The following is a 24,171-nucleotide window of genomic DNA, read 5'->3' on the forward strand; positions in this document are numbered from 1 at the left end:
CACCATGAGGGTTGAGATACTGCCGCGCGATCAAATCCTCGTCCTGAGGAGCCCGCCGGAGGCGGGCGTCTCGAAGGACGGCCGCAGGGGACATGAGCGCGAGCCAGCTCTCACCACGCGTAACGCACGGTCCCCTTGCCGCTGTAAGAACGCGTCACGTTCGAGATCTCGCTCTCGAACGTTGCCATCGCGCTCCAGCCGTTCAGCCAGCTCATCTCGATCGACGTCGCGGTCAGCGCGGAGTCGCGTGCCTGCGCTGCGCCGTTGACGACGAAGCTCGCGCCGGGCAGCGTCTGGAACGTCGCCGAAACGGAACGGTCGGGATTGAAGTCGTGCGCCCAGGCGAGACGGCCGCGCAAGGTGAGGGCGCAGTCTGCCAGCGCATAGGATTTGTCGGTGCGTAGGCCGAGCTCGCTGCGCGTCGCGGTGACGGTCTTGCCGGCGTAGCTCAAGGCGAAGGTCGATGCGCCCACTGTCGCCTGCTCGACGTAGGCGGGCAGGCGCAGGCTCGTCACCTGGGCAGCCGCGTACGGCGTCAGGCCCACGCCGCCGAGTGGCGCGACGAAACGCGTGCCGCCCTCGATCCGGCCGGTCCACGCATTCGCCTGATAGCTCGCGCGCAGCCCGTCAGTGCCGGAGATGGTGACGGTACGATCCGTGGTGACGTCCTGCCAGCCATAGGCCAGCGCCGCTCTCAGATAGTTCGGACCTGCATAGTAATGCAGATAGGCGCCAGCCTGGAATAGGTCGGAGCGGCCCGAGCCGAGACCGTTGACGCTGAAGCTGGTGCCGCTGCCGCCGAGCGCAAAGCCTGCGATGGTCTGCGGTGCGAGCCGGTAGTCGGCGCCGACCGCGGTGCCGGCGATGCGGCTGGTGGTGCCGTTCGAACCCACACTTGCATTGCCGCTGGTCGATTGCGAGCCGCCGAAGCCCGCCGCCCAGACGTTCCAGCGCTGCGCGAAATCCGCCGGCCTGTCGTCGGGCAGCATCGCGAAGGCGTCGGTACGCTTGCGGGTCGTGTCCGCATAGCCGTTCGTGCCGCCACCGCCTTGGCGTTGCGCGAAGGGATCGGTCAGCAGCCCAGCGAACTGGCTCATCGCGTTGAAGGTGGTCTGCTGGACTCCCGTGGCGCTCTCGCCGGTGGCCTGCGTCAGGCCGGCCTGGTTCAACCGGCCGAACACGAGCGGAATGTCGCCGGTGCGATCGAAGAACGCCGACAGCGTCGAGCCGACTGCTTTCTGATTGCCGTTGAGCCCGCCGGGCAGGGCGAAGGCGAGGATCAAATCGAGATAGACGTTGGTGGCGTCGTAGCTCAGGCTGGTCTTGAAGCCGGAGGGCAGGTTGGTCTTCACAACAGACCCGAAGCTGCCCGAGATGCCGCCGCTGGTGGTCAGGATCGTGTAGCGCTTGTCGACATAGCCGCCGGTGCCGAACACGGCATTCACGGTGGCGCCGCCGAGCGTGGCCGAGCCGGTGACGCTCGCGAACGAGGCTGCCGTCGGATCGAGCTGCACCAGATAGTAGGCGCCGGACTGAAAGGCGAGATTGCCGACGATGGTCATCGACGAGCCGGCGGTGCCGTTGCCGGGTGCCAGCGTGCCGCCGGCATTGATGCTGACGGTCATCGGCGGATCGACAAGGCCTGCGCCCATCAGCGTGCCGCCGGGGTTCACCGAGACTCCGGAGGTGTTGGTGATCGCACCTTCGATGTCGAGCACGCCGCCGTTGATGATCGTCGCGCCGGTGTAGCTGCTGGTGCCGGTCAACGTCGTCCGGCCGGTGCCGGTCTTGATGAACCCGCCGGTCCCGGAGATCGTGCCGGCGAAGGTCGTGCTGCCGTCGTTGCCGCCCGCCGTCAGCGAGCCCGCGCCGAGCAGGACGCTGCCGCTGCCTGCGAGCGAGCCGATCATGCTGCTGAAGCCATTGAGATCGAGCGTGGCGCCGCTCGCGACCGTGTAGGCGCTGGCAAACGACAACACGCCTGGCGCGCCTGCCCGCAAGGTGCCGGCATTGATGAAGGTGTCGCCGGAGTAGGAGACGTTGGAGGTGTTGCTCAGAGTGAGGGTGCCGGCGCCGAGCTTGGTGAATCTGCCGGTGCCGCTGATGGTGCCGCCAAGCGTCGCGTCGTTGCCATTGGTGTCGAAGCTGCCGCCGCCGGCATTGAGCGTCACGTCCCGATTGGAGCTGAAGCCGGCGAGATAGCGCAGCGTGCCGCCGCCGAATGTGAGAGCACCGGAGCTGCCGCCCAGGTTGGCGTCCGACGAGACTTCCAGCGTGCCCTGGTTGATCGCCCAGGGCGTCACCGCCGTGGTGGTGCCGGTCAGGGTCCATGTGCCGGCGCCCGTTTTCGCGACATTCGAGAAACCCCGGTATTGCGCCGACGCGCCGATGCTCGAGACATCGAACGTGCCGTTGGCCGCGCCGCCGAGCCGTAACGTGTCGGTACCGGTGCCGGCGACGTTGCCGTTGATGATTGAGCTCGCCCAGATCTCCAGGACGTTGCTGCCGCCGGTGAAAGTGATGGCGTTGGGGGGGACGGGGCCCAGGAGGTCGGTCCCGGCCGAGATCGTGCCGCTGTTGACGATGGTGAGGTTGGCGCCGCGGACGCCGTCACCGGCCGAGCCGAAGATGCCATCATATGCGCCGGTTTGACCAAGTCCGCGTACACCTGCCGCGCCTCCGGTGATGCTACCGGAATTGATCAGCGTGCCGCCGGATGTGAAGTAGACTCCGATGCCGCCATTGCCGCCATCGCCACCGGCGCGACTCTGGGTGCTGTTCAGGGCGTCGCCGCCGTTGCCACCCGCGCCACCGGTGATGGCGCCGGAATTGGTCAGCACGCTCGGACCGGTGACATAGACGCCATAGCCGCCGTCGCCGCCATTGCCGCCATGGCCATTGTTGTTGGCGACGCCGCCAGGGGCGCCGATCCCACCGCCGATCAGGCCAGTGTTGGTGTAGGTCAAGCCGCTGCCATCGACGACTACGCCATAGCCGCCAGCGCCGCCGCCACCGCCACCCCAGCTGTTGCTGGCCGAGCCGCCGCGTCCGCCGTTGCCCCCGGTGATCGTCGCCGTATTGCTGCCGTCGGTGGTTGCGACCGCGCCATGGGCGCCGCCACCCCCGCCGCCGCCGCTGGATGTGCCGCCTCCATTTTGACCGGGAGATCCGGAGGCCCCTGCCGACAAGCCGCCATTGCCGCCGTGGAAGGCGCCGGAGTAATCGGATCCGCCGCTGCCGCCAGTAATGCCAGCACCGCCGCCGCCACCGCCCTGTGTGAGATTCGAACCTGCGGTTCCGTCACTGCCCGTGCCGGTCGCCGAGCTTGTTCCGCCAAAGCCTCCAGCTTGACTTGCGTTGCCGCCATCGCCGCCGCTGCTGGTCTGCGCCAAGGCGGGGCTCGCCAGAGCCAACGATACCAGCGCGGTCGTCGCCGTCAGCCAGCGCAGTCGCATTGAGCGCCGTGAGGAGGCTGAACGGTTGGATTCGACTCTGCCTGTGGTCAGCACGTCAGCCCTTTTGCAAAACTCGAACATCAGGCCGGGCGCCGATATGCGACGCCGGTCGTGACGAAGAGCACGCAAAACGGCGCTGGTGGGTATTGTGACTTTTTGGGTGAATTGGAACCTGCCGTCATTCGGCGGCGGACTGTGACACCGGCGCCACTCCCACGACTTGGAACCGCAGGGGCAATCGGACCGTTGTTCGAAGTGCTACAGCGCTTCCCCTGAGGTTGTGTCTTTGCGATGACAGCTTTTTAGGCAGGAGAGTGGTAGGCTTTTTTCATGGGCAGTCGATCTGCTGCTCACGTGCGGTGCGCCTGATCGATGATCATCGCGCCCGATGTTTCCTCCCGAGACGATCACCTTGCCCGGCGCTTGCGTCGGGCTTTTTTTTCGCTCCCGCGCCGGCGGATCAGATGTGCGCCAGTTCGCGTCTCGACTCATCCTGCAGCCCTGAAAAGCAAAAGCCTCCGTCCGGCTTGTCGGAACGAAGGCTTCGAGCAGAGGCGATGTTGGAAAGAGAGCGCGCGAATCCGCGGCAGATCAATCTTAGTTGGCCTTCTCCGCCACCGGCATGTGGTACCAGTCGGAGTCGTTGTCGAGCATCGTCTCGTCGAAGGGCAGAGCGCCACCGTGGTTGAGCGCGGCCGCGTTGACGTCGCGCACCATATTCATCGCCGTCAGAAACTCGTTCAATTCCGTCGCGCTCATGGAAGGCTACTCCTCACACGCGCGGGCCCAAGAGGTCCGCGATCAACCGATGAGAAGAGATTAACGCGGTCTTGCCTTGGCCTCAATCCGGCCAAGTCTGAAGTTCCAAAGTGGTGACATTCGGGCCACAGCGGCGGGATGCCGCAGCTTGGTCATATTGCACCTGCTCACACGACGCGATGCAGCCTGAGATCGGCGATCTCGCCGTCGGTGAAGCCGAACTCGGACAGGATCTCCTCGGTCTGCTCGCCAAATTCCGGTGGCCGCGCCGCCATCCGGCTCGGTGTGCGCGACAAGGTGAAGGGCTGGCTGACCAGCGTGATGTCGCGGCCGTCTTCGTTTGGTACCGGCTGCGCCATGCCCAAGTGTTTGACCTGCGGATCCTCGAACATCTGATCGATGGCGTAGATCGGCCCGCAGGGCACGCCGGCCGCGTTGAGCTCGGTCACCCACTGCTCGCTCGACTTGGCGACCGTGCGCTTGTCGATCTCCGCGTTGAGCGCGTCGCGATTCTTCGAGCGTGCCGGCGCGGTTGCGTAGTCCAGATGGTCAATCCATTCCGGCGCGCCGAGCGTCTGGCACAGCCGCTCCCAGATGCGGCCGCCGGTGGCGGCGATGTTGATGTAGCCGTCGGAGGTCTTGAACACGCCGGTCGGGATGCTGGTCGGATGGTTGTTGCCGGCCTGTGGCGCGACATCCTTCTCCATCAGCCAGCGCGCGGCCTGGAAGTCGAGCATGAAGATCTGGGCCTGCAAGAGCGAGGTCTGCACCCACTGGCCCTCGCCGGAGACCTCGCGCTCCAGCAGCGCAGTGAGGATGCCCATCGCGCAGGACAGGCCCGCGGAGAGGTCGGCGATCGGGATGCCCGCGCGCATCGGTCCTTCGCCGGGCGCGCCGGTGATCGACATCAGCCCGCCCATGCCTTGCGCGATCTGGTCGAAACCGGGCCGCTTGGAATAGGGGCCGTCCTGGCCAAAGCCGGAGATGCTGCCATAGACGATGCGCGGATTGACCTTGCGGACGGCCTCGTAGTCGATGCCGAGCTTGGTCTTCACGTCAGGCCGGTAGTTCTCGATCACGACGTCGGCCTTTTCAGCAAGCCGCATGAAGACCTCGACCCCTTTGGGGTCCTTCAGGTTCAGGGCCATCGCGCGCTTGTTGCGATGCAGGTTCTGGAAATCGGCACCGCGGCGCGGGCCGCCCAAAGCCTCCCCGCCATCCTCCATCATCGCGTCGATCTTGATGACGTTGGCGCCCCAGTCGGCGAACTGCCGCGCGCATGTCGGGCCAGCGCGCACCCGCGTCAGGTCGAGCACGGTGAAGCGGGACAGGGCTTTGGACGCGCGCGGAAAGGCCATGCGGACGAACTCCGTTAGACGTGACATGGCTGTATAGGAGACGCGCGGGGGATCGACAATTGCGCGGGAGCCGTGTGACCGGTGCTCCTCATGACGCCGGTGCAGGGCTGCACAGGCGCAAAGCGTCCCGTCAGCGCTCGTCGGCGATGACCTTGCCGTCGTTCGGCAGCGCACCGGGCGCAACCAGCTCGACGTTGCCGCCGAGCTTGGTGACGTTGCGCAGGCTCATGGCCAACGCCTCCTGCAGGCTGTCGGTCGTATCGGCGCATTCGGCCTGCAGCGTCATCGCATCGGTCTCGCCAGTGCGGGTCACCACCAGCCTGAGGCGGCCGAGTTCGGGATGGCGCTTGCCGATCTCGGCGACCTGCTCGGGGCGCACGAACATGCCCTTGATCTTGGTGGTCTGGTCGGCGCGCCCCATCCAGCCCTTGATGCGCATGTTGGTGCGGCCGCAGGCGCTGATGCCGGGCAGGGCAGCGGTGAGATCGCCGAGCGTGAGCCGGATCCAGGGATGGTCAGGATCGAGCGAGGTCACGACGATTTCGCCGACATCACCCTCTGCGACCGGATCGCCGGTGCCGGGGCGGACGATCTCGAAAATCAGGTCCTCGTTGACCACCATGCCCTCGCGCGCGGAGGTCTCAAAGGCGATGATGCCGAGATCGGCGGTGCCGAACGCCTGGTAGGCATCGATGCCGCGCGCCTTGATCTCGGCCTGCAGCGACGGCGGAAACGCCGCGCCCGACACCAGCGCTCGCTTGATCGACGAGACGTCGCGGCCGGCGCTGGCGGCGGCGTCGAGCAGGATCTTCAGGAAGTCGGGCGTGCCGCTGTAGCCGATCGGGCGATAGGCCGCGATCAGCTCGAATTGCGCCTCGGTGTTGCCGGGCCCGGCCGGGATCACGGCGCAGCCGAGCGCGCGCGCCGAGGCGTCGAAGATGAAGCCGCCGGGTGTCAGATGATAGCTGAAGGTGTTGAGTACGACGTCGCCGCTGCGGAGGCCCGAGGCGAACAGCGCGCGGGCGCCGCGCCAGGGATCGTTGTGCGCGGCTTCCGGTTCGAAGATCGGGCCGGGCGAGGTGAAGAGACGCGAGAACGCGCCGGGTGGCTGCGCGACGAAGCCGCCGAACGGCGGTGCCGCCTTGTGCAGGGCGGGCAGCTCCGATTTGCGCAGCACGGGCAGTTGCGCCAGCGCAGCACGGGTCGTGATCTGGCCGGGATCGATGCCCTTGAGCCGCTCGGCGTAGGCCGGCGCGGTCATCGCCGCGCGCAGCACGTTGGGAAGCCGGCTGAACAGATCCTGCTCGCGCACTGCGGGATCACGGGTCTCGAGGGCGTCGTAATGGGTGGTCATGTTTGGTCCCCGGTGTAGCTCGACCTCTCCCCGCTTGCGGGGAGAGGTCGCATCGCATCGCGAGATGCGATGCGGGTGAGGGGGCTCTCAGCGGGCGCCGTGCCCGGAATTACCCCTCACCCCGACCCTCTTCCCGTAAGAACGGGGAGAGGAAGAAGAAAAAGTCACAGCCACCGCTTCCGCCGCTTGAAGCTCTTCAGGTTCTTGAAGCTCTTGCGCTGGTCGCCGGCGCCGCCAAGGTAGAATTCCTTGACGTCCTCATTATCGCGCAAGCTGTCCGCGGTGCCGTCGAGCACCACCTTGCCCTGTTCCATGATGTAGCCGTGGCTTGCGACCGACAGCGCCGCGCGCGCATTCTGCTCGACCAGCAGGATGGTGACACCGAGATCGCGGTTGATCTCCTTGATGATCGCGAACACTTCCTTGACGAGCAGCGGCGACAGGCCCATCGACGGCTCGTCCATCAGGATCATCTTCGGCCGCGCCATCAGCGCCCGCCCGATCGCGAGCATCTGCTGCTCGCCACCGGAGAGATAGCCGGCCAAGCCTGTCCGCTCCTTCAGACGCGGGAAATAGTTGAACACCATCTCGATGTCGCTGCCGACCTCGCGGTCGGAGCGCGTGAACGCGCCGAGCCTGAGATTTTCCAGCGAGGTCATGTCGGAGATGATGCGGCGGCCCTCCATCACCTGGAAGATGCCGCGGCGGACGATCTTCTCCGGATCGACGCCGTCGATGCGGGCGCCCTCGAACATGATCTCGCCGCGCGTGACCTCGCCGTCCTCGGTCTTGAGCAGGCCGGAGATCGCCTTCAGCGTCGTCGACTTCCCGGCGCCGTTCGCGCCCAGCAGCGCGACGATGGCGCCTTTGGGCACATCGAGGCTGAGGCCGCGCAGCACCAGGATGACGTCGTCATAGACGACCTCGATGTTGCGGACGGAGAGCAGGGGAGGAGGTGTCGCGCTGCCTGAACCGGTTCGCGGAATGTCGAGTGTTTCAGTCATTGTGGTTATCCACCGCTGTCGTCCCCCGCGAAAGCGGGGGACCCAGTATTCCAGAGACGCCAATGCTTCACGGAGAAGCCGCGGCGTACTGGATCCCCCGCTTTCGCGGGGGATGACGATCGTGTGTGGGGCGGCTGCCGAGTCATCTCGGCAGCAGCTCAGCAACTTACCACCCAGCCCATTCCGCCTTGCGCGGCAGCTCGATGGTCTTGACCTTCTCGAGCTTGATCGTGCCCTTGGCCATGATGTCGTTGAGGTCGCCATCGGTCGGGCCGGTGACCTTGGCGCGATAGAGGTCGACCTTCATCGTGCCGCGATGGTCCTTCTCGGTCCAGGTCGAGGGGCTGCACACGCCTTCCATGCCGGCCGGCACCCAGTCCTTCTTCTGATGGAAACCCTTGGCGACGTTTTCTCCGGTCGGACCGCCATTCTTCGCAGCCCACTCGATCGCTTCTTTCATGTAGAGCGACGAGCAGACCGCCGCGACGTAATGCACCGGGCGATAGACCTTGCCGGTGGGATCGGACATTTTGGAGATCTCCTGCACTGTCTTCATGCCGGGCGCGTCGCCGCCCCAGGCCACAGCCGTGCGCAGCGGGAAGACCACGCCATCGGCGGCGTCGCCGGCGGTCTTGGCCGCGTTCTCGTCCATGCCCCAGACGTTGGACAGGAATTGCACGTCGACGCCGGCATTCTTGCAGGCCTTCATCACCGAGATGTTGGAGGCCGCGGTGTTGCCCAGATAAGCGTAGTTGGCGCCGGAGCTCTTCAGGCTCAGGCATTGCGCGCTGTAGTCGCCGGGCGCGAGCGCGAACACCAGCGGCGGCAGGACTTCGAAGCCGAGCTCGGTGGCGAGCGCCTCGCCGGCCGCCTTCGGCGCGTTGGGGTAGGGATGGTTGGCGCCCATGTGAACGAATTTCGGCTTGCCGGGCTTGCCCTTGGCCTTCCAGTCCTCGGCCGCCCAGGTCAGCTCGGCGCGCAACGCGTCCGAGTAGCTCGGGCCGTAGAAGAAATTGTAAGGCGCCGCCTTGGCCTTGCCGCTGGTGCCCTCGGGATCAGTCAGCGCGGCGGCATAGGAGCCAGAGAGATCCGGGATCTTGTCGTTGGCGAGGAAGCCGGTCAACGCCTCGGTGTCGGCGGTACCCCAGCCCATGATCGCCGCGACCTTGTTGTCCGGCGCCGACCACTTCTTGTAGAGGTTGATCGCACGCGGCACCTGGTAGCCGTAGTCGTTGCTGTCGACCGCGAGCTGCTTGCCGCCGATGCCGCCGTTCTTGTTGACCCAGGCGAAGGTGTCCGCGACGCCCTGGCCATAGGGCGTGCCGACGTCGGACGTGCCGCCCGAGAGGTCCTGCAGATGGCCGATTGCGATCTGCGCCTGCGCCGACGAGCCGAATGCGCCTGCCAGCAGCGCCAGTGCGGCCGAGCCGAGCAATGATTTAATCGTCATGTGGTTTCCTCCTGTGTTCGGGCCGGATTATCACCGGTTCCCTTTGGTTGGCTTCAATGTGAGAACGGGTAGAGCTTCCAGTAGGTCTTGATCTGGCGCCAGCGATGCGCGAGGCCGTCCGGCTCGAACATCAGGAAGGCGATGATGATCAGGCCGATCGCGATCTCGCGCAGGAAGGTGATGTTGTTGTTGAGCGACAGCGCCCTGTCGATCGCGCTGCCCTTCAGGTTGTGGCTGATCCACTCCATCGATTCCGGCAGTAGCACCACGAAGGCCGTGCCCATCAGGGTGCCCATGATCGAGCCTGTGCCGCCGATGATGATCATCGCCAGGAACAGGATCGAGCGCTCGATGCCGAAACCCTCCTGGGAGATCACGAGCTGGTAGTGCGCATAGAGCGCACCCGCAATGCCGGCGAAGAAGGCGGCGAGGCCGAACGACAGGGTACGGTATTTGGTGAGGTTGATGCCCATGATCTCGGCCGAGAGATAATGGTCGCGGATCGCGACCAGCGCGCGGCCGTCGCGGGTGCGCATCAGGTTGGTGACCAGGATGTAGCTGACCAGGACATAGGCCAGCACGACGTAGAAATATTGCCGGTCGCCGCGCAGCGTGTAGCCGAAGAGCGAGAACGGATTCGCCGAGGCCGGCACCGAGCCGCCGGAGAACCATTCCGCGCGGGAGAAGAAGTCGAGCAGGATATATTGCGCGGCCAGTGTCGCAATGACGAGATAGAGCCCCTTGAGGCGTGCCGCCGGAATGCCGAAGATCAGCCCGACCAGCGCGGTGACCACGCCCGCGAGCGGGATCGCGAAGAACACCGGGATCGCATAGGTGTTGTTGATATAGGCCGAAGTGAAAGCGCCGAGCAGGAAGAAGGCGGCATGCCCGATCGAGATCTGACCGGTGAAGCCGACCAGGATGTTCAGCCCCAGTGCGGCGATGGCAAAGATGCCGATCTGGATCGACACCGACAGCCAGTATTCGGAGAAGACCAGCGGCGCGAAGCATAGCAGGATCACGCCGGCAATCGCGAAATTGCGGCTCGTCCGGGTCGGGAAGATCGTGGTGTCGGCCGCATAAGAACTGCGGAAGTCACCGGCGGGAATGGTTGAACGTGCCACCATGATCTAGATCCGCTCGATGTCTTTGGTGCCGAACAGGCCATAGGGCTTGATCATCAGGATGATGATCAGCACGTAGAACGGCGCGATCTCGTACAGATTGCCCCAGTGCAGGTACTGGCTGTCGACATATTGCGCGACGTTCTCGAGCAGGCCGATGATGATGCCGCCGAGCACGGCGCCGCCGACCGAATCGAGGCCGCCGAGGATCGCCGCCGGAAACACCTTGATGCCGTAGGCCGACAGGCCCGACGACACGCCGTTGACCACGGCGACGACGACGCCCGCGACCGCCGAGACCGTCGCCGAGATCGCCCAGGCCATCGCGAACACGTTCTTCACGGAGATGCCGAGCGACTGCGCGACCTGCTGGTTGAATGCGGTGGCGCGCATCGCGAGACCATATTTGGACACGCGGAAGAACCAGGCCATGCCCAGCATCATCAGCAGCGACACCACGAGGCTCATGACGTAGACGGTCTGGATCTGCAGTCCGAAGATGTCGACGGACGTGCTCGCGAACACCTGCGGGAACGGCTGCGGGTTGACGCCGTACATCCATTTCAGCGCCGCCTGGAACACGGTCGACAGGCCGATCGTGACCATGATGACGGAGATGATGGGCTCGCCGATCATGGGACGGAGGATCACGACCTGGATCGCAATGCCGAAGACGAACATGAAGACCAGCGTGAGCGGCATTCCGGCCCAGAACGGCACCTGGAATTTGGTCAGCAGTGTCCAGCACACCCAGGCGCCGATCAGCAGCAGCTCGCCTTGCGCGAAATTGACGACCTGCGTCGCCTTGTAGATCAGCACGAACGACATCGCGACGACGCCATAGAGCGTGCCGACGACGAGCCCGTTGGCGAGCAGCTGGAGGAGGAAGAAGAGGTTCATGATCGTGTGGGCACGCTGTGATCCTCTCCCCTTGTGGGAGAGGGTGGCTGCGCGGAGCGCAGCCGGGTGAGGGGTTGTCTCAGCGGGTGAGCAAGAGGAGAGGGACCCCTCACCCGACTGAGCTTGCGTCGGCCAGCGGAGATGCCCTCTCCCGCAAGGGGAGAGGGCGCAGCCATGTGCAGCGTGAACTCGTCTTCGTCATCGCCGGGCTCGACCCGGCGATCCATCGCGAGAGAGGTCTGCGGAAGGAGATGGATGCGCGGGTCGAGCCCGCGCATGACGATCTCATGTGACGGAAGGCTCATCACTCCGCGGCCTCCGCCATCGGTCCATGGCCGCCGAGATCGACCACCTTCAAGGTGGTGCGGATGCGCTGAGTGGTGCCGTCCTGGAAGCGGATCACGGTGTCGACCGGGATGGTCGGCCTGCCGCCGTAGATCGCGTCGATGATATCTGCATATTTCTCGTTGATGACGCTGCGGCGCACCTTTCGCGTGCGGGTGAGCTCGCCGTCATCGGCGTCGAGCTCCTTGTACAGCAGCAGGAAGCGGGCGATGCGCTGCGCGGGCGGCAGGGTCGCGTTGACCGTTTCCACTTCCTTCTGCAACAGCGCATAGACCTCGTTGCGCGAGGCGAGGTCGGAATAGGTGGTGAAGGCGATGCGGCTCTTCTCCGCCCATTTCGAGATGATCGAGTAGCGGATGCAGATCATGGCCGCGAGGTGCTCGCGGCCGTCGCCGAGCACGACCGCCTCGGCGATGTAGGGCGAGAATTTCAGCTTGTTCTCGATATATTGCGGCGAGAAGCGCTCGCCGCGCGCGGTCTCGGCGAGATCCTTGATGCGGTCGATGACGACGAGTTGCCTCTCGCCGTTGAAATAGCCGGCATCGCCGGACTGCATCCAGCCGTCCTTGATGTCGGCGGCGGAGGCCTCGGGGCTCTTGTAATAGCCCAGGAACATGTTGGGATGGCGCACGACGATCTCGCCGATGCCCTGGCTGTCGGGCGCGTCGATCTTGATCTCGATGTCCTCACCCATCGGGATGCCGGTCGTGTCCGGATCGACCTTGTTGTTCGGGTGCAGCGTGTAGGCGCCGAGCAGCTCGGTCTGGCCGTACAGCGTGCGCAGCGGAACGCCCATGGCGCGGAAGAACTTGAACGTGTCGGGTCCGAGCGCGGCACCGCCTGTCGCGGCCGAGCGCAGCCGCGTGAAGCCGAGCCGGTCGCGTAGCGCCCGGAACAACAGCACGTCGGCGACGCTGGAATGCTGGCCCTTCTCGAGTGCGGCAAGGCCCGTCGACATGCCCAGATGATAGAGCCGCTGCTTGAGCGGAGAGGCGTCCATGACGCCTGCGCGGACGTCGGCCGCGATCTGCTCCCAGACCCGCGGTGCGAACAGCACGAAGGTCGGCGCAATCTCGCGGAAGTCGTTCATCATCGTATCAGGCTCTTCGACGAAGTTGACCTTCATCCGGCAGAGCAGCCCTTTGCCGAGCACGTAGACCTGTTCCATGATCCAGGGCAGCGGTAGCACCGAGACATATTCGTCGTCGGGCCCCTTCGGATCGAAGCTGAGATAGGTCGCGCAATGCCTGAGCACCCGCGCGGCGGCAAGCATCGCAAGCTTGGGATGCGACGTCGTGCCCGAGGTGGTGCAGAGGATCGCGACGTCCTCGCCTTTGGTCGCGTCGACCATGCAGTCGTAGAGATCCGGCTCGCGCGCGGCTCTGTTGCGGCCGAGCTCGGCGAGCCTGTCCGCCGGCATCAATCTCGGATCATCATATTTCCGCATGCCGCGCGGATCGGAATAGATGATGTGCTTGAGCGCCGGTGCGCGGTCGGCGAGATTCAACAGCTTGTCGACCTGCTCCTCGTCCTCGGCGAACACCAGCCGCGCCTCGCCATAGTTCAGCAGATAGGCGGCTTCCTCGTCGAGCACGTCGCGGTAGAGCCCAAGGCTCAGGCCCCGGATGGCATGCGTCGCGATCTCGGCTGCAACCCAGTCCGGCCGGTTGTCGCCGATGATGCCGATCACGTCATCCTTGCCGAGTCCGAGCTCGACCATGCCGAGGGCGAAGTCGCGGACCCGCGCCTGGTAGTCGGCCCAGGTGAACAGCCGCCACAACCCGAGATCCTTCTCGCGCAGCGCGACCTCCTTGCCGTGCTCCCGCGCGTTCAGCCGCAGCAGCTTCGGATAGGTGTCGGCCTGCTTGACGCGGCCTGCATAGTCCATCATGCCGCGTCCTCCGCGATCGAAGGCACCTCATCGGGATCGACCAGCAGTTCGTCCTCCTCGCCAAGATAGGCGCGCTTGACGTGCGGATCGGCGAGCACGGCGGCCGGGTCGCCTTCGGCGATCTTGCGGCCGAAATCGAGCACCATGACGCGATGGGAAATGTCCATGACGACGCCCATGTCGTGCTCGATCATCACGACGGTCATGCCGAATTCCTCGTTGAGGTCGACGATGTAGCGGGCCATGTCCTCCTTCTCCTCGAAGTTCATGCCGGCCATCGGCTCGTCGAGAAGGATCAGATGCGGTTCGAGCGCCATCGCGCGCGCCAGCTCCACGCGCTTGCGCAGACCGTAGGAGAGGGTGCCGGCCGGCGCCTTGCGCACCGACTGCAGGTCGAGGAAGTCGATGATCTCCTCGACCTTCTCGCGGTGCCGCAGCTCCTCGCGCCGCGCGCCGCTGAGCCAGTACAGGGCCCCAGTCAGAAAGTTGTTCTTCAGCAGGTGATGGCGCCCGACCATGATGTTGTCGAGCACGCTCATGTGGTGGAACAGCGCAAGGTTCTGGAAGGTGCGGCCGATGCCGAACGTGGCGCGCGCGTTTGGCGGCAGGCCGGTGATGTCGCGGCCGCGATGGAACAGGCGACCCTCGGTCGGCTTGTAACGGCCGGAGATGCAGTTGACGATCGAGGTCTTGCCGGCGCCATTCGGGCCGATGATCGAAAACAGCTCGCCGTCGCGCACGCCGAAGCTGACATCGGTCAGCGCACGAACGCCACCGAAACGCAGCGAGACTCCGCGCGCTTCCAACGTATAGTCCAAATCGTCCTCCCGAACTGTCTTCGGCGCTTGGCGCGCTCTTCAGGCGTCGTGTTCCGCGACGTTAAGTGCGTCGCATTGGCCGCAATCCTATCCCGTGCTCAGGTTCCGCGCCATCCGACGAATGACGGGCCACCCGGCTGGGTGCATTTTGCCGCATCTCAGACCGTCCAGCGTCACCCGCACTGGGGATGAACCACGACCTCACGAGCCGAATGCGGTGGTCCTGGATAGGGGAAAGCGCTATCAGGAACTGTCTTGCGCCCGACAATTCCCAGGCAAATTTCACGATGGATTTGTTGCGGCGCAATATGATGGGCGCGAGATTTGCAGTGACGAGATGACGGCTTGATCTCTCCCGATACCCTTTTGCGCATCGCGCCGTGGTCGCGCCATCTGAAGCCCGAGGAGATAGACGCGACCTGTGCGGGGATCGTCGAGCGCTCCTTCGCGGCCAACGAGCATATCTTCATGCGCGGCGACCAGTTCGATTATTGGACCGGCATCGTCACAGGTCTCGCGCGCATGAGCACGGTGTCGCGCGGCGGAAAGGCCACGACCTTCGCCGGCATGTCCGCGGGCGCCTGGTTCGGCGAAGGCAGCGTGCTCAAGAACGAGCCGCGCCGCTATGACGTCGTCGCGCTGCGCGACACGCGGCTCGCGCTGATGGAGCGGCCGACCTTCATGTGGCTGTTCGAGAACAGCGTCGGCTTCAATCGCTTTCTCGTCACCCAGCTCAACGAGCGGCTCGGCCAATTCATCGGTCTCGTCGAAGTCGGCCGCACGCTGGATGCGACGGCGCGGCTCGCCCGCAGCATCGCCTCGCTGTTCAACCCGATCCTCTACCCGAATACGACCCGGCACCTGGAGATCACCCAGGAGGAGATTGGCGCCTTGTCGGGCCTGTCGCGGCAGAACGCCAATCAGTGCCTGAAGACGCTGGAGCGCGAGGGCCTGCTGCGGCTGGAATATGGCGGGGTCACGATCCTCGATCTCGACCGCCTGCGCTGTTACGGGGACTGACGGAAGCGGTGCCGTCCTGGCGGCAGAGCATTGATCGGACATACCTTTCCGTTGGGCTTGACCGTCGCGAGGTGCTATGGCCTCGCTATCGCGGGAACATCGGGCGTGGCGTCGGGAGAGAGTTGGAGTGGGTATGGCGAGGCAGGATTGCAGGGGTCGCGTGGCGCTGATCACCGGGGTCACCGGGCAGGACGGCGCCTATCTGGCCGAATATCTGCTTGGCCTCGGCTATACGGTCCACGGCATCAAGCGGCGGTCGTCGTCCTTCAATACCGCGAGGGTCGATCATCTCTATCAGGATCCGCACCACGGCAACGTGCCGTTCCTGCTGCACTACGGCGACATGACCGACTCGACCAACCTGATCCGGCTGGTGCAGCAGATCCGCCCGCACGAGATCTACAATCTGGCGGCACAGAGCCATGTCGGCGTCAGCTTCGAGAGCCCGGAATATACCGCCAATGCCGATGCGCTCGGCGTTCTCCGCCTGTTGGAAGCCATTCGCATTCTCGGGATGGAGAAGGAGACCCGCTTCTACCAGGCTTCGACCTCCGAGCTGTACGGCCTGGTCCAGGAGATCCCGCAGAAGGAGACCACGCCGTTCTATCCGCGCTCGCCTTACGGCTGCGCCAAGCTCTACGGCTACTGGATCACGGTGAACTATCGCGAAGCCTACGGCATGTTCGCCTGCAACGGCATCCTGTTCAATCACGAGAGCCCGATCCGCGGCGAGACCTTCGTCACGCGCAAGATCACCCGTGGCGTCGCCCGCATCGAGACCGGCCTGGAGGAGACCATCTATCTCGGCAATCTCGAGGCCAAGCGCGACTGGGGTCACGCCCGCGACTATGTCGAGGGCATGCATCGTATCCTGCAGGCGGATACGCCCGACGACTTCGTGCTGGCGACCGGCGAGACCCATTCGGTGCGCGAGCTCGTCGAGCTCGCCTTCGCCGAGGTCGATCGCCGCATCGAATGGCGCGGTGAGGGCGTCGACGAGGCCGGGATCGATTGCAAGTCCGGCAAGACGGTGGTGCGCATCGACCCGACTTATTTCCGGCCGACCGAGGTCGACCTTCTGATCGGCGACTGCAGCAAGGCGCGCGATAAGCTCGGCTGGGCGCCGAAGACGAGCTTCGCCCAGCTCGTCAAGGAAATGGTCGCGAGCGACCTGGATGCCGCACGCAAGGAGGCCGTCCGTGGCGGCCTTTGATCTCCGGGGCAAGCGCGTCTTCGTTGCCGGCCATCGCGGCATGGTCGGCAGCGCGCTGGTGCGGCGATTGGCGAGCGAGGGCGTCGAGCTGCTGACCGTGCCGCGCCGCGACGTCGATCTACGCGACCAGACCGCCGTGTTCTCCTGGTTCGCCAGGACCAAGCCGCAAGTCGTGTTCCTCGCCGCCGCCAAGGTCGGCGGCATCGTCGCCAACAACACGCTGCGCGCTGAATTCATCTACGACAACATCGCGATTGCCACCAACGTCATCCACGCCGCGCATGTGAACAGCGCCGAGAAGCTGATGTTTCTCGGCTCCTCCTGCATCTATCCGAAGCTCGCCCCGCAGCCGCTGCGTGAAGATGCGATGCTGACCGGCCCCTTGGAGCCCACCAACGAGCCCTACGCGATTGCCAAGATCGCCGGCATCAAGATGGTCGAGGCCTACCGCAGCCAATACGGCGCCGACTTCATCAACGTGATGCCGACCAATCTCTATGGCCCCGGCGACAACTATCATCCGGAGTACAGCCACGTGGTCGCGGCGCTGATCCGGCGTTTCCACGAGGCCAAGCTTGCGGATGCCCGCCAGGTCGTGGTCTGGGGCACCGGCACGCCGCGGCGCGAATTCCTCTATGTCGACGACATGGCGGATGCCTGTGTGCATCTGATGAAGACCTATTCGGATTCAGAGCTGGTCAACATCGGCACCGGCGAGGACATCACGATCGCCGATTTTGCCCGCGTCGTTGCAGCCGCCGTCGGCTACACGGGAGCCGTCAGCTTCGATACCTCGAGGCCCGATGGCACGCCGCGCAAGCTGCTCGACGTGTCCCGGCTCGCGAAGCTCGGCTGGCGCGCCACGACCTCGCTTCAGGACGGCATCGCGCGCGCGTATCAGTCGTTCCTCAAGGAGACGGGGCAGGGCGCAGAGTAGCGTCCGTCCTTGCGAGCCGCGGAAGCGTCGAAGCCGTCCAGGACGCGAACACGAGACTCCGCCTTGCTTCGCGAACCCTGTCATTCGGCCGCGCGTCCCTCGGCGGCTCCTTGCACAGCCCCTATCTTGCTGCGCACCGCCTTGATCTCGCGGACCGGCGACGAGCCGAACATCCGGCCGTATTCGCGCGTGAACTGCGGCACGCTCTGATAGCCGACGGCAAAGGCCGCGCTGCCTGCGGTCATGCCTTCCGCCAGCATCAGCCGTCGCGCCTCGATCAGCCGAAGCTGCTTCTGGAACTGCAGCGGCGACAGTGAGGTGAGGCGGCGGAAGTACTGGTGGAATGACGACGGGCTCATGCCCGCGACGGCCGCCAATTGCTCCACGCGCAAGGGCCCCGCAAACTCGGTGCGCAGCACGGCGACCGCGCGTGCGATGCGCTGCGCGTGGCCATCCGGCCAGCCGAGACGACGGATCGCCGTTCCATGCCGGCCAGTCAACAGCCAGTAGTGCATCTCGCGCAACAGCTGTCCCTGCAGCACCGGTATCGATTCCGGACGATCGAGCAAGCGCATCAGACGTAGCGCAGCGTCGGCCACCTCGCGATCGGTCGGGTCGACTCGGACCGGCGCGTGGTCGTCTCCGCCGGCGTCACCCATCTGTGCCGAGAGATCGGTGAGAATCGCCGGATCGAGCTCGAGCACGAGCGAGAGATAGGGCACCGCGATGCTTGCGCGCGTGATCTGGCTGACGGTCGGCACGTCGGCCGTGATCAACAGCGAATCGCCAGCGGAAAAGCCGAAGCCCTGGCCGCCCATCGTGACATGCTTGCTTCCCTGCACCACGAGGCAGACCAGCGGCCGCGAGATCGCGTAGAGGAGGCCGCTGGGCGCGGTCGCCCGTACGGTCATCAGGCCCGCGATTGGGGGTTGGCCAATACCGGCACCGTCGGCATGGGCTTCGGCGTGGCGGCCCACGGCGTGAAGGAGCGTGCTCATGATGGACCGAGCCTAACCGGTCGACGCCGGCGATGCACCGCATTTTGGAGGATTGGGCAAGAAGCGGCGAGCTTCCGGCAACAAAGGCGTGCGCGCCTGGTCGATATCGGGGTGGTCAAGACCGCAGGAGTTCAGACCATGACCAAGATTGCTCTCGTGACCGGTTCGAGCCGGGGCCTCGGCCGCAACGCCGCGCTCAACATCGCTCGCCATGGTGGCGACGTCGTTCTCACCTACCAGAGCAGGGTGGACGACGCTCACGCGGCTATGGCGGAGATCGCTGCGCTGGGCCGCAAGGCTGTCGCCTTGCAATTGGACACCGGGGACGTCGCAAGTTTCATGTCGTTTGCCGAGCGGCTGCGGACCGCGTTGCGCGAGACCTGGCGGCGCGAGACGTTTGACCATCTCGTCAACAATGCCGGCCATGGCGACTATGCCTTGATCGGCCAGACCACCGAGGCGCAATTCGATCGTCTGGTCAACGTCCATTTCAAGGGCGTCTATTTCCTGACGCAGACATTGCTGCCACTGCTCGCCGATGGTGGTCGCATTGTGAACCTGTCCTCCGGCCTGACCCATACGTCGTTTCCCGGTTACGCCGCCTATGCGGCGGTCAAAGGCGCGGTCGAGGTGCTGACCCGTTACATGGCCAAGGAATTGGGTGACCGCGGTATCGCGGTCAACACGGTGGCCCCCGGCGCGATCGAAACCGATTTCGGCGGCGGGGTGGTTCGCGACAATGCCGAGATCAACAAGGTGTTTGCGGACATGACCGCGCTCGGCCGCGCCGGCCTGCCCGACGACATCGGGCCGATGATCGCGAGCCTGCTGTCTGAGGACAATCGCTGGGTCAACGCGCAGCGGATCGAAGTGTCAGGTGGACAGGGCATCTGAGACGAGCGAATCCGGGAGATCGCCCATGTCAGTTTCTGCAGGACCCGCCGGCACCATCGATCGGCTCTACGTGCTGGATGCCGGGCTCGCGGTCGCACCAGATCGATCGGCTTATACGCCGGGACAGTGGGAGGGCGAACAGGTCACGTTGAGCTGCAATGCCTACCTGATCCGTCGTGGCGGCGCCTGGATCATGTGGGATACCGGCATCGAGGATACGATCGCAGAGGAGGCCGGCGGCCGGATCATCGCCCACGGCATCAGGGGCGTCGTTGCGCGCCCGATCGTCCGCCAACTCGCCGATATCGGACTTGGGCCCGAGGACGTGACGACGGTCATTCTGTCCCATGCTCATTTCGACCATGTCGGCAATGCGCGGCTGTTCGGGCATGCCACGTGGCACATCCAGCGGGACGAGCATCGGGCGATGTTCGGCCCCGACTATCGACAGCATGGCTATGTGCCTTTGCTTTACGAATGCCTGAGGCAGGCAAAGGTCGAACTGATGGACGGAGACCATGACATGTTCGGTGATGGTTCGATCCGTGTGATCGCGACGTCCGGACATACGCCGGGGCACAGTTCGCTGCTGGTCCGCCTCGCGAATACCGGGCCGATCCTGCTGTCAGGCGATGTTGCGCATGACCGCTACAACATGGAGCATCGCCGCGTGCCGACCATGAACGCCGATGCGGAGGAGACGCGACGATCGATGGCGCGCGTCGAGGCCATCGTTCAGGCCGAGGGGGCGCAGCTCTGGATCAACCACGACATCGTGCAGAACGCGACGATCGTACACGCGCCGTCCTACTTCGATTGAGTTCCGGCCAGTTCAGTTCGTCGCCGTCCGCGGCGGCTTCCCACTGAGCGCCACCGCCATCGCCGAGATCAGCGGCTTCATGAAATAGGCCTCGCCCGCGGGAATGATCGACGGCGCGAGGCCGTGGACGGCAAGCTCCTCGGTGACCACAGGCCCGACCGAGGCGATCGGCGTGCGCGCCAGTCCCTGGCGCAGGCGGTCTTCGACGCCATGTGCCTTGGCGACGTCGAACAGCCGCCGCGGCTGGCCCGAGCTCGTCAATGCAATGGCGTCGACCTTGCCTGCGATCATCTCGTCGATGGCGGTGAGGATGTTCGTATCCGCCGCCTTGGCGTCGTAGACATAAGGCAGGACGGGATCGACCTCGGCGCTGCCAGCGGTGATGGCGCCGATCAGCGCCGCGTGATCCTTGTCGGGGTAGAGCTGCAGGCCCAGCCGATGGCCCTTCAGGTCGTATCGGGCCAGCAGCTCGGCGACGCCTTCCGACGTCGGCTTCTCGGTCGTGACCTGCGGCTCGAGTCCAAGCTCGCGCAAGGCGCGACCGGGCTTGGGTCCGCGGGTGAATTTGCGCGCCTTACCGAGCGCGCTGATGAAATCCGCTTCGACGCCGATCCGTCGCACGACGGTCATCAGCCGCCGCAGGCCTTCGCCGGTCATCAGCACGAGATCGTCGCAAGGCCGCGCGATGAACCGGCGAATCCAGGCCTCGATCGGACCCGGGTCCGGTGCGTCCTGGATCGTGAACATCGGACATTGCAGCACGTCGGCGCCTTGCTCGGCAAGCAGCCGCGAGAACTGCGCTTCCTCGCGCGTTTCCAGGATCAGGATGCGGTTGCCGGTCAGCCTGTCAGCCATGGCGATGCTCGAAGGTTGAGAGTTGATGTTTTGTTCATCCTGCCCCCGCGCCGAGCGTTGGCGCAAGCGGGGCGAGGGTGATAGAGCAGGCGCAAACGGGCGCCAAGCCTGCCGCGCGTTCCTCCTCACCCATCCGTCCCGGTTGCATCATCGCCATGTCCGACCACCAATATGTCCTGACCCTGTCCTGCCCGGATCGTCCCGGGATCGTCTCGGCCGTCTCCACCTTCCTCGCCCATAACGGCCAGAACATTCTCGACGCCCAGCAGTTCGGCGATTTCGAGACGGGTCACTTCTTCATGCGCGTGGTGTTCACGGCCGCCGACCTCGCCGTCAACCTGCCGTCGCTGCAGACCGGTTTCACCGCGATCGCCGACCGGTTTGCGATGGATTGGCAGATGCGCGACCGCGCCGGCCAACGCCGCGTCATGCTGCTGGTGTCGAAGTTCGATCATTGCCTGGTCGACATTCTCTACCGCTGGCGCACCCGCGACCTGTCGATGATCCCGACCGCGATCGTCTCCAACCATCCGCGCGAGACCTATGCCGGGCTCGATTTCGGCGACATCCCGTTCCACCACATGCCGGTCACCAGGGACACCAAGCGCGAGCAGGAGCAGGCGGTCCTGAAGCTAGTCGACGACACCAAGACCGATCTCGTGGTGCTGGCGCGCTACATGCAGATCCTGTCCGACGAGATGTCGGCGAGCCTGTCCGGGCGCTGCATCAACATCCATCATTCGTTCCTGCCGGGCTTCAAGGGCGCCAAGCCCTACCACCAGGCCTATGAGCGCGGCGTCAAGCTGATCGGCGCCACCGCCCATTACGTCACGCGCGATCTCGACGAAGGCCCGATCATCGACCAGGACGTCGAGCGCATCAGCCATCGCGACACCCCCGACGACCTCGTGCGCAAGGGCCGCGACATCGAACGCCGGGTGCTGGCGCGGGCGATCCGCTATCACCTCGAGGACCGCGTCATCCTCAACGGGCGCAAGACCGTGGTGTTCATGGATTGATGACGCTGGCCGTCAGCGGCCCGGGGCGGTCGCCTGCGCGTTGGCATTCGACTGCGTCTCCTTGTCGCGCTCGGCCGCCGGCATCTGCCGCTGCCGCTCGCGCTCCTGCATGAAACGGTCATACTCCGCGGTGCCGGGCCGCGGCGGGGCATTGGCCGGCAGGCCGCCGGCCCATTGCGGGATAATGTCGCCCATGCCGGCGCCGACCTTCTCGTTGATCGACGAGCAGCCGGCCAGAGCCGGCGCAGCCAAGGCCAGCACGGTCATCGCGGCAAGCAATCTCGCGCGAATTGCAGTCCTGGCCGGCATGGAGGGGTGACCTTTCATCGTCGCAGTCGCGACTCTAACGACTTGCCATCAATTGGTAAAATTTGGCCGTTCGAAGTCGGAGTATTATAATACCTATAAAAAGTTCATGGCCCGTTCCGGAAACCGACCGTCCACGCACTGCCTCATGATCGCCATTGACAATATCGTGCCGAGTCCGCAGCGATGCGCGCGCGATATCGTGAACGACATCGCCCAGGTGAGACAACTGAGACAACAATGGCCGGGGGCTGCGGTCCTGATCCGACCAGGGAGGTAGTTTCAATGTTCGTGCGAAACAAGACACTGACGCTGGCTGCCAGCGCGGCTTTGGCCGCGGCTGCGATCGCGTCCGGTGCGGCGCGGGCCGACGACGTGTTCAAGATCGGCCTGATCGTGCCGATGACCGGCGGCCAGGCGTCGACCGGCAAGCAGATCGACAACGCGATCAAGCTCTACATGCAGCAGAACGGCGACACCGTTGCCGGCAAGAAGATCCAGGTCATTCTCAAGGATGACGCCGCGCTGCCCGACAACACCAAGCGGCTGGCGCAGGAACTGATCGTCAACGACAAGGTCAACGTCATCGCCGGCTTCGGCGTGACGCCGGCGGCGTTCGCGGCCGCGCCGCTCGCCACCCAGGGCAAGGTCCCGGAAGTGGTGATGGCCGCGGGCACCTCTGTTATCACCGAGAAGTCGCCCTACATCGTCCGCACCAGCTTCACCCTGCCGCAGTCCTCCACCATCATCGGCGACTGGGCGGTCAAGAACGGCATCAAGAAGGTCGCGACCCTGACCTCGGACTACGCGCCGGGCAATGATGCGCTGGCCTCCTTCAAGGAGCGCTTCACCGCCGGTGGCGGCGAGATCGTCGAGGAAGTGAAGGTCCCCCTGGCCAATCCGGACTTCGCGCCGTTCCTGCAGCGCATGAAGGATGCCAAGCCGGACGCGATGTTCGTGTTCGTGCCGGCCGGCCAGGGCGGCAACTTCATGAAGCAGTATGCCGAGCGCGGGCTCGACAAGAGCGGCATCAAGGTGATCGGACCGGGTGACGTGACCGACGACGACCTGCTCAACGACATGGGCGATGCGGTGCTCGGTACGGTGACCGCGCACATCTATTCGGCCGCGCATCCGTCCGCCAAGAACAAGGAGTTCGTGGCGGCCTACAAGAAGGCGTTCAACAGCCGCCCGGGCTTCATGGCGGTCGGCGGCTATGACGGCATCCATCTGATCTACGAGGCCCTGAAGAAGAGCGACGGCAAGACCGACGGCGATTCGCTGCTGGCGGCGATGAAGGGCATGGCCTGGGAGAGCCCGCGCGGCCCGATCTCGATCGATCCGGAGACGCGCGACATCGTCCAGAACGTCTACATCCGCAAGGTCGAGAAGGTCGACGGCGAGCTCTATAACGTCGAGTTCCAGACCTTCGAGGCCGTCAAGGATCCGGGCAAGGCGAAGAAGTGACGCCGTAGGCGTCATCGGGAGCGCATAGATGGTGCGCTCCCTCCCCCGCGTGCGGGGGAGGGCTGGGGTGGGGGCGCCCCACGGCGCACTGTTTGTGAGGAGAGACTTTCCCCCACCCGCATCGCATCTTCGATGCGATGCGACCTCCCCCGCAGGCGGGGGAGGTGCAGACCGAGCCAAGCGT

General features: G+C 65.1%; 20 protein-coding genes. 7 read left to right on the forward strand and 13 right to left on the reverse strand.

The window, feature by feature from the left end:
• Positions 1-110: 110 nt before the first annotated feature.
• From LQG66_RS34940 to LQG66_RS34985, 10 genes are all read right to left on the reverse strand, one after another.
• A complete protein-coding gene (locus tag LQG66_RS34940; RefSeq protein ID WP_425601267.1) occupies positions 111-3,455 on the reverse strand; it encodes an autotransporter domain-containing protein in 3,345 nt (1,114 codons plus the stop codon).
• A gap of 597 nt (positions 3,456-4,052) precedes the next feature.
• Complete coding sequence (locus tag LQG66_RS34945; RefSeq protein ID WP_231320447.1) at positions 4,053-4,214, reverse strand: hypothetical protein; 162 nt, start codon at positions 4,212-4,214, stop codon at positions 4,053-4,055.
• 167 nt (positions 4,215-4,381) lie between these two features.
• Positions 4,382-5,572, reverse strand: coding sequence for a CaiB/BaiF CoA transferase family protein (locus LQG66_RS34950; RefSeq protein ID WP_231320449.1), 1,191 nt, complete (start codon positions 5,570-5,572; stop codon positions 4,382-4,384).
• Between the two features lie 130 nt (positions 5,573-5,702).
• Positions 5,703-6,926, reverse strand: coding sequence for a phenylacetate--CoA ligase family protein (locus tag LQG66_RS34955; RefSeq protein WP_231320452.1), 1,224 nt, complete (start codon positions 6,924-6,926; stop codon positions 5,703-5,705).
• A gap of 164 nt (positions 6,927-7,090) precedes the next feature.
• Positions 7,091-7,930, reverse strand: a complete 840-nt coding sequence (locus LQG66_RS34960; RefSeq protein WP_231320456.1) for an ABC transporter ATP-binding protein — start codon at positions 7,928-7,930, stop codon at positions 7,091-7,093.
• A 166-nt stretch (positions 7,931-8,096) separates the two neighbouring features.
• Positions 8,097-9,380, reverse strand: coding sequence for an ABC transporter substrate-binding protein (locus LQG66_RS34965; protein ID WP_231320458.1), 1,284 nt, complete (start codon positions 9,378-9,380; stop codon positions 8,097-8,099).
• Between the two features lie 53 nt (positions 9,381-9,433).
• A complete protein-coding gene (locus LQG66_RS34970; RefSeq protein WP_231320460.1) occupies positions 9,434-10,507 on the reverse strand; it encodes a branched-chain amino acid ABC transporter permease in 1,074 nt (357 codons plus the stop codon).
• Between the two features lie 3 nt (positions 10,508-10,510).
• Positions 10,511-11,404: a branched-chain amino acid ABC transporter permease gene (locus LQG66_RS34975; protein ID WP_231320470.1), complete on the reverse strand. Its 894-nt coding sequence runs from the start codon at positions 11,402-11,404 to the stop codon at positions 10,511-10,513.
• Positions 11,405-11,708: 304 nt separating this feature from the next.
• On the reverse strand, positions 11,709-13,640 hold the full coding sequence (locus tag LQG66_RS34980; RefSeq protein ID WP_231320472.1) for a long-chain fatty acid--CoA ligase: 1,932 nt from the start codon (positions 13,638-13,640) through the stop codon (positions 11,709-11,711).
• Entirely contained in the window at positions 13,637-14,458 is an 822-nt protein-coding gene (locus LQG66_RS34985) for an ABC transporter ATP-binding protein (protein WP_231320475.1), read from the reverse strand. The genes LQG66_RS34980 and LQG66_RS34985 overlap by 4 nt, the downstream gene beginning before the upstream one ends.
• A 345-nt stretch (positions 14,459-14,803) precedes the next feature.
• Here LQG66_RS34985 and LQG66_RS34990 point away from each other — a divergent pair, with 345 nt between their 5' ends.
• From LQG66_RS34990 to fcl, 3 genes are all read left to right on the forward strand, one after another.
• The gene (locus LQG66_RS34990; RefSeq protein ID WP_231320477.1) at positions 14,804-15,478 is read left to right on the forward strand and encodes a Crp/Fnr family transcriptional regulator; all 675 of its coding nucleotides are present in this window, start codon (positions 14,804-14,806) and stop codon (positions 15,476-15,478) included.
• Positions 15,479-15,611: 133 nt separating this feature from the next.
• The gene (gene gmd / locus LQG66_RS34995) at positions 15,612-16,691 is read left to right on the forward strand and encodes a GDP-mannose 4,6-dehydratase (protein ID WP_231320493.1); all 1,080 of its coding nucleotides are present in this window, start codon (positions 15,612-15,614) and stop codon (positions 16,689-16,691) included.
• Positions 16,654-17,628 (forward strand): GDP-L-fucose synthase, encoded by a 975-nt coding sequence (fcl, locus tag LQG66_RS35000; protein WP_256460596.1) that lies wholly within the window; start codon positions 16,654-16,656, stop codon positions 17,626-17,628. The genes gmd and fcl overlap by 38 nt, the downstream gene beginning before the upstream one ends.
• An 80-nt stretch (positions 17,629-17,708) precedes the next feature.
• Here fcl and LQG66_RS35005 read toward each other — a convergent pair whose 3' ends face one another.
• On the reverse strand, positions 17,709-18,626 hold the full coding sequence (locus LQG66_RS35005) for an AraC family transcriptional regulator (protein WP_231320495.1): 918 nt from the start codon (positions 18,624-18,626) through the stop codon (positions 17,709-17,711).
• 138 nt (positions 18,627-18,764) lie between these two features.
• Between LQG66_RS35005 and LQG66_RS35010 the strand changes: the two genes are divergently transcribed.
• Both LQG66_RS35010 and LQG66_RS35015 read left to right on the forward strand, forming a co-directional pair.
• On the forward strand, positions 18,765-19,520 hold the full coding sequence (locus LQG66_RS35010; RefSeq protein ID WP_231320497.1) for an SDR family NAD(P)-dependent oxidoreductase: 756 nt from the start codon (positions 18,765-18,767) through the stop codon (positions 19,518-19,520).
• Positions 19,521-19,545: 25 nt separating this feature from the next.
• The gene (locus LQG66_RS35015) at positions 19,546-20,340 is read left to right on the forward strand and encodes an N-acyl homoserine lactonase family protein (RefSeq protein WP_231320499.1); all 795 of its coding nucleotides are present in this window, start codon (positions 19,546-19,548) and stop codon (positions 20,338-20,340) included.
• Between the two features lie 12 nt (positions 20,341-20,352).
• On the opposite strand, the gene LQG66_RS35020 is transcribed toward LQG66_RS35015, so the two are convergent.
• A complete protein-coding gene (locus tag LQG66_RS35020; RefSeq protein ID WP_231320501.1) occupies positions 20,353-21,195 on the reverse strand; it encodes a uroporphyrinogen-III synthase in 843 nt (280 codons plus the stop codon).
• A 155-nt stretch (positions 21,196-21,350) separates the two neighbouring features.
• Here LQG66_RS35020 and purU point away from each other — a divergent pair, with 155 nt between their 5' ends.
• Positions 21,351-22,214, forward strand: a complete 864-nt coding sequence (gene purU / locus LQG66_RS35025; protein ID WP_231320503.1) for a formyltetrahydrofolate deformylase — start codon at positions 21,351-21,353, stop codon at positions 22,212-22,214.
• A 12-nt stretch (positions 22,215-22,226) separates the two neighbouring features.
• On the opposite strand, the gene LQG66_RS35030 is transcribed toward purU, so the two are convergent.
• Positions 22,227-22,523 (reverse strand): hypothetical protein, encoded by a 297-nt coding sequence (locus tag LQG66_RS35030; RefSeq protein WP_425601268.1) that lies wholly within the window; start codon positions 22,521-22,523, stop codon positions 22,227-22,229.
• Positions 22,524-22,805: 282 nt separating this feature from the next.
• Between LQG66_RS35030 and LQG66_RS35035 the strand changes: the two genes are divergently transcribed.
• Positions 22,806-23,987, forward strand: a complete 1,182-nt coding sequence (locus tag LQG66_RS35035) for an ABC transporter substrate-binding protein (protein WP_231320506.1) — start codon at positions 22,806-22,808, stop codon at positions 23,985-23,987.
• The last annotated feature ends 184 nt before the right edge of the window (positions 23,988-24,171 follow it).

Source organism: Bradyrhizobium ontarionense (genome assembly GCF_021088345.1).
Taxonomy (GTDB): Bacteria; Pseudomonadota; Alphaproteobacteria; order Rhizobiales; family Xanthobacteraceae; genus Bradyrhizobium; species Bradyrhizobium ontarionense.

Bases quoted from the DNA above. Each gene is read 5' to 3' on its own strand.
- LQG66_RS35015 (WP_231320499.1), top strand. From the start codon at position 19,546: ATGTCAGTTTCTGCAGGACCCGCCGGCACCATCGATCGGCTCTACGTG.
- LQG66_RS35020 (WP_231320501.1), bottom strand. From the start codon at position 21,195: ATGGCTGACAGGCTGACCGGCAACCGCATCCTGATCCTGGAAACGCGC.
- gmd (WP_231320493.1), top strand. From the start codon at position 15,612: ATGGCGAGGCAGGATTGCAGGGGTCGCGTGGCGCTGATCACCGGGGTC.
- LQG66_RS35035 (WP_231320506.1), top strand. From the start codon at position 22,806: ATGTTCGTGCGAAACAAGACACTGACGCTGGCTGCCAGCGCGGCTTTG.
- LQG66_RS34965 (WP_231320458.1), bottom strand. From the start codon at position 9,380: ATGACGATTAAATCATTGCTCGGCTCGGCCGCACTGGCGCTGCTGGCA.
- LQG66_RS35005 (WP_231320495.1), bottom strand. From the start codon at position 18,626: ATGAGCACGCTCCTTCACGCCGTGGGCCGCCACGCCGAAGCCCATGCC.
- LQG66_RS34950 (WP_231320449.1), bottom strand. From the start codon at position 5,572: ATGGCCTTTCCGCGCGCGTCCAAAGCCCTGTCCCGCTTCACCGTGCTC.
- purU (WP_231320503.1), top strand. From the start codon at position 21,351: ATGTCCGACCACCAATATGTCCTGACCCTGTCCTGCCCGGATCGTCCC.
- LQG66_RS34960 (WP_231320456.1), bottom strand. From the start codon at position 7,930: ATGACTGAAACACTCGACATTCCGCGAACCGGTTCAGGCAGCGCGACA.
- fcl (WP_256460596.1), top strand. From the start codon at position 16,654: ATGCCGCACGCAAGGAGGCCGTCCGTGGCGGCCTTTGATCTCCGGGGC.
- LQG66_RS34975 (WP_231320470.1), bottom strand. From the start codon at position 11,404: ATGAACCTCTTCTTCCTCCTCCAGCTGCTCGCCAACGGGCTCGTCGTC.
- LQG66_RS34955 (WP_231320452.1), bottom strand. From the start codon at position 6,926: ATGACCACCCATTACGACGCCCTCGAGACCCGTGATCCCGCAGTGCGC.
- LQG66_RS34970 (WP_231320460.1), bottom strand. From the start codon at position 10,507: ATGGTGGCACGTTCAACCATTCCCGCCGGTGACTTCCGCAGTTCTTAT.
- LQG66_RS34945 (WP_231320447.1), bottom strand. From the start codon at position 4,214: ATGAGCGCGACGGAATTGAACGAGTTTCTGACGGCGATGAATATGGTG.
- LQG66_RS34940 (WP_425601267.1), bottom strand. From the start codon at position 3,455: ATGCGACTGCGCTGGCTGACGGCGACGACCGCGCTGGTATCGTTGGCT.
- LQG66_RS34980 (WP_231320472.1), bottom strand. From the start codon at position 13,640: ATGATGGACTATGCAGGCCGCGTCAAGCAGGCCGACACCTATCCGAAG.
- LQG66_RS35010 (WP_231320497.1), top strand. From the start codon at position 18,765: ATGACCAAGATTGCTCTCGTGACCGGTTCGAGCCGGGGCCTCGGCCGC.
- LQG66_RS35030 (WP_425601268.1), bottom strand. From the start codon at position 22,523: ATGCCGGCCAGGACTGCAATTCGCGCGAGATTGCTTGCCGCGATGACC.